Source organism: Streptomyces sp. TRM70350 (assembly GCF_019219825.1).
Classification (GTDB): domain Bacteria; phylum Actinomycetota; class Actinomycetes; order Streptomycetales; family Streptomycetaceae; genus Streptomyces.
On record NZ_JAHUXH010000122.1, the window covers coordinates 1 to 597 of the forward strand.

The window sequence follows — 597 nt, forward strand, 5'->3', positions numbered from 1 at the left end:
AAGGGGTCCTTTCAAAAAGCTGGGTGCTTGCGGGCGAGGGTCATGCAGTGCGCGAGATGAAGGAAGGCGTCATGCATGTCGTCTCGGGTTTCCCAGCGGGTCCGTAAGCGGCGAGGGCCGTGGAGCCAGGCGATGGCGGACTCGGCAACCCATCGCACCCGCCCCAGGCCCGAGCCGTGTGGCTGTCCGCGCCGGGCGATCTTCGGAACGATGCCACGCTCACGCAGACGGCGGCGGTAGCTGTCGTGGTCGTAGCCGCGGTCGGCATACAGCGCGCGGGGCTTGCGCCGGGGCCGGCCCCGCTTGCCCCGCACCGGCGCCAGCCCGTCGACCAGCGGCAGAAGCTGGGTGATGTCGTTGCGGTGTCCGCCGGTGTGTGACACCCGCAGCGGGGTGCCGTGCGCGTCGGTCAGCACGTGGTGCTTCGAGCCCGGCCGTGCACGGTCAATGGGGACTCGGACCGACTTTTGGGCTGCTTCGCCCCCGCTTGGCCTGCACGTGCGAGGCATCGACCGCGACGCGGGAGAAGTTCAGGCGGTCCGCCGCCCGCAGCCGGTCCAGCAGCACCCGCTGGAGCTCCTCCCACACCCCGGCCTG

1 pseudogene is annotated in these 597 nt (G+C 71.0%); it reads right to left on the reverse strand.

Annotated elements, in window-relative coordinates:
* Positions 1–11: 11 nt before the first annotated feature.
* Positions 12–597 (reverse strand): annotated as a pseudogene (locus tag KWI83_RS37855) (IS5 family transposase); the annotation flags it as partial.